We start from the raw sequence: 6,195 nt of genomic DNA, 5'->3' as shown, positions 1-6,195 counted from the left end.
ACGGTTAGAGAACGGCCAGTAACGCGGATGCGGGAACAGGCCGGAAACCCCCAGAGCGCTGAAAAGCTGGCCGGTCAAGCCGCCGACAGCTGCTACCCAGATGCCCTGATCGACCTGACGCTGATACGGGAGCAGGCCGGAGACCCCCAGAGCGCCGAAACCCTGGCCTGGCAGGCCGCCGACGTCGGCTACCCCGAAGCCCTGACCTACCTGGCGCAAATGCGGGAGCAGGCCGGGAATCCGGAGGGCGCCGAGACGCTCTACAGGCAGGCCGCCGACGCCGGCTACCCGGAAGCCCTGACCGGCCTGGCGCAAATGCGGGGACAGGCGGGAGACCCCCAGAGCGCTGAAACCCTCTACAGGCAGGCCGCCGACGCCGGCGTTCGCTTCGATGAAAGGCGGTGGCCGTACGGGCTGGACCCGGACGGTTCACCCACCCCTCGATGGTTCTGAGCAGGGCTCGCCGCACGGAAGTATCGCCCCACTGTGGCACCGTCCCAAGTAGGCCACCGAGGGCCCGACTCACACCAGGACGGCCGGAACGGCGTCCTCAGCCGTCCAGTCCCCCTCGAACAGGGCGGCAACCAGGCGCACGTGGTGGTCGGGGAGCTGGCCGGAGCCGGAGCGATGTCGGTTGCGGGCCTTGGCGAGCCAGGCGCCGATCTTCACGGTGTCGCCGTCGACGCGGATCGTCTCGCGGGCGGCGGGAATGCGGCCTTCGCGGTGCAGGAAGAGCTCCAGCAGCTGCACCGTCTGCTCATAAATACGGCGAGCGCGGCGGGCCGGGGCGAGCGGATTCGCCTCGGGGGTGAGGCCCAGGACGGCCATCAGCTGCTGCTGACCATTGGCGAAGGCTTGCCAGGTGGCCTCCCGTGCGTCGCGACCGGCCACTGGCCGCAGAGGGCACCAGGCGCGCCCTGGACCCGATGGTCGCCTCCACCACTGACATCCCACCCCCCACCTATTTCCCAGGACTTGGTCAGTGAGAGGAGGAGAGAAGAGGGTTGTGACTCCGCGCCCCAGCCCCGATAAGCCGTGGTGGCCTGGGGAAGCGCGGTCAACGCTCCCGCGACAACAGTTGTTGCGGGTGTCTGTAGTGGCGGGCGGCCGTGTCTCCTCGTTGCCGATGTCCGGCCCGGATCCGCTCCGCACCCCGCCCGCCTGCTCGACGCCCGCCACAGCCATCTCGGAAACACGTACGGAGAGCGGTGATCCATTTGACCGGAACTAACTTAAAGCGACAGAATTACTACTTAAAGTAGTCAAACCGCAATCGAGAGGTGCCACCATGGGCGACTTCAACACCGTTACCGTGCCCGCCAAGACCGAGGGCGGGGTGAAGTGCGGCGTGACGGTCCAGCGCGACGACATCTTCACCATCTCCGCCAGCGGCCGGGCACAGTACGACCAGGGCCAGACCCCGCGCGTCACCTACCCCGACGGGACCCGCTACATCAACGACAAGTTCGCCGGAGCGCACGTGTCGCAGACCGTCCTGCCCGGAGCACCGGTGGGGTCGCTGATCGCCCGCGTGGGTTCCGGCCCGTGGTTCGCAGTCGGCTCCTGCCAGACCTTCCGCGCCCAGGAGAACGGCGAAATCACCGTCGCCTACAACGACCGCCCCGGAATGTACGGCGACAACTCCGGCGAGTACACAGCGCTTGTCGAAAACCATGGCGCCCCCTCCTAAAGCGCCCTGCAATCCCCGGTAAGAGCGGGGCAGCAACCCAGCACCGATTCACCGCTCCCTCTTCCCACGCGACGCAGCCTCGCCGGTTGCCAGGGCCAGCCGGCTCCCCTGGTGCGCGCATTCGAACCGGTCGGAGGGCTGACCAACTCCGCCACACTGGTCAAGAGGGGAGCACGCGTCCGGCCGCACCCGGTCAAGGGTCGGCCGGACAGGTGCGCGCACCGGTGCGGTGCATCGAGTGCCGCACATCGTCGAGTGGTGCACACCGGGTGCGGCGCGGGACATCGTGGCCGCGCGAGTGGAGCCCACCGTCAGCCGGTACGCACCCGATGGAGCCGCTGGTCACCGGCGACGCGTGCCCGGTAGCCGGTCACCGTCGGCAGGTGCCGTTGGGCTTGGCGGGATCTTTCGTCTGACACGCCGGGCACAAGGAGTAGCCGCAGGACCGCCGGGAGGCAGGCCCACCCGTTCAGCGGCCGGGCTGATCGCCCGCCTTGCGGTCGGAAAGGCGGCCACCGCACCGTGTGCGCCTCATGGCCGCCGGGCACCCCATGAAAGGGTGTGCAGCGGGAGGCCCGCGGCTGATCCTTTTTCGGCCGCGGCGCCCGTCATCCTCAGGTGTGGTCCCCCCTGCCGGCGACCAGACCCGGCCTGCGGCGTCGCCCCGCCCCGGACCCGGGGTCTGAAGCCCGGAGCGGGGGCACGGTGGCACGGTCGTCCCTGCCCGTGCCACCGCGGATCACCCATGCGACGCCACCATTCTCCCCCCGGCAACCGGCCCGCGCCCGCTCCCGTCGAGCCGCGTGACCTGCGCATTAGCCGGTCGTTGCGCACGGCGTCGCGCCATGAACATCCCTGCCCCTACCAGGGAGGCCCGACGTGAGGGCCCAGCCTCCTTCGTCAAGCGTCGGGCCCTCACCCTTGTCAACTGGCACGGCCCCTCGACCGCGACCGGCCCGCGGCGCCGGCCCCGACCCCGGACCGGCCGCTGGAGGGCACCACTCACGCGGCTTGAACGGCTTCGGCCGGTCGGGGTGCTGCCGAGGTGGGACAGGCGGTTTGGCGGGTGCGGCGGCTGGTGTCCCCGAACGAGCAACTTCGGTCGTGCGGTGAAGTTCGCGGTAACTCCGTCCGCCACCTTCCGATCGTGGAGGGGGGTCACCTGGTGGACATCGTCTCCCTCGGCGACATGGCGATCGAACGGGACGAGCAGCCGGCGCCGCGTTGGCAAAGGAGCGGCAGCCTGGAACAGAAGACGGTGCTCTCGAGAAGATCCGCTTGTGATCGATCGGCGAGGGGCCGAACGGTCCGCGGACCATGGCTATGCCGAGGCAAGGAAGTCCCGGACCGCGTCCGCAAAGCCGGCCGGGTCGTTGGCATACAGGAAGTGGTCCGTCTCCAGTTCGACAAGACGGGTGCCGGGCCGCCGAGAAGCCATCTGCGCTGCCTGCTCCGCCGACAGCACACCGCCTTTGGCGCCGCGTATCAGTAGCGCCGGGCAGGCGGAGCCGGTCCAGTCGGCCCAGTGATCGCCATGGACCTGGTCCTCGGAGTCGTAGATGTCCTTGGGGTGGAAGTGCAGGCCCCACGTTCCGTCCGTCCGCTCGCGAACGGCGGATCCGAGGAAAGGGGCGAACGGACCCAGCTGCGCCACGAACGCCTCCCGACTGTGGCAGGTGCCCTCCGGAAGGTTGAGCACGAACGCCAGCGGGTTGCTGCCGTCCAGGCCGAGCTCGGCACAGCCCTCGCCATTGACCAGCGCGGTCACGCGCTCGGGGTGGCGGGCAGCGAACTGGTAGGCGTTGATCGCTCCGAGCGAGTGGCCGAGGAGGGCCGCGCTGTCCAGCCTCAGGTGGTCCATGAGGGCTTCCAGGTCGGCAAGGTAGCCCTCCCGGCTGTAGTCGGCCGCCCGGTCGGAGTCGCCGTGGCCGCGCTGGTCGGGCGCGATGACCCGCCAGTCCGGGGCGAGGCGGGCAGCGAGATCGGCGTACGACATGCCCTCGGACATGTGTCCGTGCAGGGCGAGCAGCGGGCGGCCCGGTCCGCCGAAGTCCACGTAGGACAGGGTGCGGCCGTCGATGGTGAGCGCGGAACGCTTGGCGTTGTCGGTGTTCATGGGTTCACCATAGACGACATCTATACACATGTACAATACGCTTGTGTAAGACGGTTGTCTGAATCTGTGCGTCATGCGGTCGCCCTGACCAATCGCCGGGCGTGCGTGCACATCTGGCATGCAGAGCTGGCCACACGCAGTCCGCGGCGGCGCTGAGGACGCCCAATCCCCCTTGGCCCTCGCCGGCCCAAGGGCCGGGGCGTCGCTGCAGACGGCGCGGCGAGGGTGGTCAACGGGCCGGCGTGACGGTGACGGGAACGTTCGGGCAGGCGGTGAGCACCTCGGCGAGCGCGGCCTGCTCGCCGGTGTCGATGCTCAGGCCCCACCGCGTCTTGTCGACCACCCAGTCGGTGAGACCAGGGCGGATCGTGGCGCGTGCGTGTCAGTTCCTCGGGCCGGGCCGCGGTCAGGGCTCTGGCCGAGAGCGAGCAGAGCATCGAGGCGGTAGAGCGCTATCTCGTGCAGTTCTGGCCTGCAGCTTCGTAGTCCAACGTCGTGGCGGGAGCGGCGGGCCGCTCCCGCCACGACGAAGGTCAGCCGCTGATCCTCACGATGAAGCCGTCGTCCAGGCCGTCGAGTATGCGGTTCTTGTTGTAGAAGCTCCTCATCGAACGTCATCTTCCGCGCCGGTTCCGGTGCTGACGCACCCTGCTCGGCCGTCGGCGGCCGGCCTGACCTCGGACTCCACTGGGCTGCGTGAGCGCGCGCTTCGCGCAGCGCAGCGGGCCCGGGGCGAGGTTCCGGGCCCGCTATGCACCGCACGTCTTCGGTGTGGACGCTCGGACGGACGGCGCGCGGCGGCGGGTCGTCGCGCGCCGTACCGCCGCGGTGTCATCTGACGGCGGCCGGTAGGCTTCGAAGGCCGCTGCCTGGACGGCACCACTCTGCAGCGCGTGGGGCCGGGCGTGCCCGGTTTGGCCCCGCGGACAACGTGCGTTGCCTGGCTGGCCAGCCTCGGACTCGACTGGGCGGCCCAGGCCTCCGAGGCCGGGTAGCCGGGCGAAAGCCGCGGGACGGGCGGCCCACCGCCGGATTCAGCAGGCGCAGTCCCAGCGCAGCGACTTCCAGGTCTTGGGCCCGACGATGCCGTCGGGCGTCCTGTCGCCCATCCACCGCTTCTGGTACCACTTGACGGCCTTCAGGGTGTCGTTGCCGAAGACGCCGTCGATCGCGAGACGGCCCGAATAGTGCGACGCCTTGATGAGGGCCTGGATCTCCTTCACCTTGTTGCCCCGGTCGCCGAAGTCGGTGTAGGCGGTGCCCTTGTAGTAGCGGCAGTAGTAGCCGATTCCGGGGGTCATGAGGCAGCTCCGGGCGGCGCTGACGCCAGCTGATGAGGCGGCTGGCGCTGTGGCCGGTGCGGCGCTCGCCGCCGGCGCGACAGCGACCAGGGTCCCGCCGAGGAACGCGGCGGAGACCAGCCCGGTGGTGATGCGCTGACGTATGTTCATCGTCGTCATGGACGCACGGTCCTTTCTCGAGGAGCGAGCCGGGTCCCCCCGTTGGGTCCCCCGACGGCCCGCCGTGCGATGCGTACGTGCGGTTCAACGGTATGAACAGTCGACTGGGCCGGCGTCCCCTGGTGGTTTGACTCCAGGCGAAACCAGGGCGGTACGAGACGAGCCGCCTACAACTACCGCGGTAGAGGGTGGCTGTCATCCACGTCTGACACCGATGCGGCATCAAAGGGTTCAAGGTGATCCCGCGACGTTGGGTGGTCGAGCCGCCCCCTACCCCGAACATGCGCAAGACGCGCAGAAAGGGCGGCGCAGGTCCGTGTCCCCGGCCGCGGCGGATCGTTGGCACGGCATCGCGCGCTCCCCTCTCGCGCGAAACGCGTGAGGGCCCGGTTCTTCTGCAGCCGCCACGGCGCCGGGCGCTCACTCTGCGCCATGGAGCAGGTGTCGCCGCTTCCTAGAAGGGAACGCAGGGCGCCGCATGAGTGGCGGAATCCAGGCGGCACAGCAGGGCGACAGCCGTGCCACCGTCCGATGCCCCTCACCGGTCCCGGAGCCGAGCCGCCGCCGAGGCCTCCCGCCTGGACGGCACTGCTCTTAAGCCGCGCAGGGCGGGGCGTGCCCAGCTTGGCCCTGCGGACAACGTGCGCTGTCGGCTGGCAGCGCCTTGGGGTGTGCTCCGCCCACCGAGGCCATCGCCACGGCGGTCGCCGGACCGCTCGCCGCGCCCCGGCCCTGAACCATTGGATGCCGGGCCGGGGCCACGGGCCGGCGCGGAGGTCACCGCGGTGGCGCCCTGCTCCTTGAGGGCAGCCCCGACGACGTCGCCCGGGTGTGCACCGCCCTGCTGCTCGAATACGCAATCGCGCCCTGGGCAGGCGATCTCCACCTCGTCGCCACCGGCTTCGCCGACGACCTCCTGCACGCCCCGC

General features: G+C 70.0%; 5 protein-coding genes. 2 read left to right on the top strand and 3 right to left on the bottom strand.

Going from position 1 to position 6,195, the window contains the following annotated elements; translation table 11 throughout:
- Positions 1 to 453 (top strand): tetratricopeptide repeat protein (locus JK361_RS40245; RefSeq protein WP_504739924.1); only part of this gene is annotated, 453 nt, incomplete at its 5' end.
- Positions 454 to 522: 69 nt separating this feature from the next.
- Here the strand turns inward: JK361_RS40245 and JK361_RS40240 are convergent.
- Positions 523 to 891: a hypothetical protein gene (locus JK361_RS40240; protein ID WP_307787453.1), complete on the bottom strand. Its 369-nt coding sequence runs from the start codon at positions 889 to 891 to the stop codon at positions 523 to 525.
- 397 nt (positions 892 to 1,288) lie between these two features.
- Here JK361_RS40240 and JK361_RS40235 point away from each other — a divergent pair, with 397 nt between their 5' ends.
- A complete protein-coding gene (locus JK361_RS40235; RefSeq protein ID WP_201828144.1) occupies positions 1,289 to 1,690 on the top strand; it encodes a LecA/PA-IL family lectin in 402 nt (133 codons plus the stop codon).
- Positions 1,691 to 3,011: 1,321 nt separating this feature from the next.
- On the opposite strand, the gene JK361_RS40230 is transcribed toward JK361_RS40235, so the two are convergent.
- Positions 3,012 to 3,806, bottom strand: a complete 795-nt coding sequence (locus JK361_RS40230) for an alpha/beta fold hydrolase (RefSeq protein ID WP_201828142.1) — start codon at positions 3,804 to 3,806, stop codon at positions 3,012 to 3,014.
- Positions 3,807 to 4,840: 1,034 nt separating this feature from the next.
- Positions 4,841 to 5,266 carry a peptidoglycan-binding domain-containing protein gene (locus tag JK361_RS40225; protein WP_201828140.1) on the bottom strand — a complete coding sequence of 142 codons (426 nt, stop codon included), beginning with the start codon at positions 5,264 to 5,266 and terminating at the stop codon, positions 4,841 to 4,843.
- Between the last annotated feature and the right edge of the window lie 929 nt (positions 5,267 to 6,195).

The organism is Streptomyces musisoli (genome assembly GCF_016741855.1).
GTDB lineage: Bacteria > Actinomycetota > Actinomycetes > Streptomycetales > Streptomycetaceae > Streptomyces > Streptomyces musisoli.
This window is presented reverse-complemented; position numbering and strand designations above follow the sequence as displayed.

Coding starts and splice junctions, on each gene's coding strand:
- JK361_RS40235 (WP_201828144.1), top strand. CDS start 1,289: ATGGGCGACTTCAACACCGTTACCGTGCCCGCCAAGACCGAGGGCGGG.
- JK361_RS40230 (WP_201828142.1), bottom strand. CDS start 3,806: ATGAACACCGACAACGCCAAGCGTTCCGCGCTCACCATCGACGGCCGC.
- JK361_RS40225 (WP_201828140.1), bottom strand. CDS start 5,266: ATGACGACGATGAACATACGTCAGCGCATCACCACCGGGCTGGTCTCC.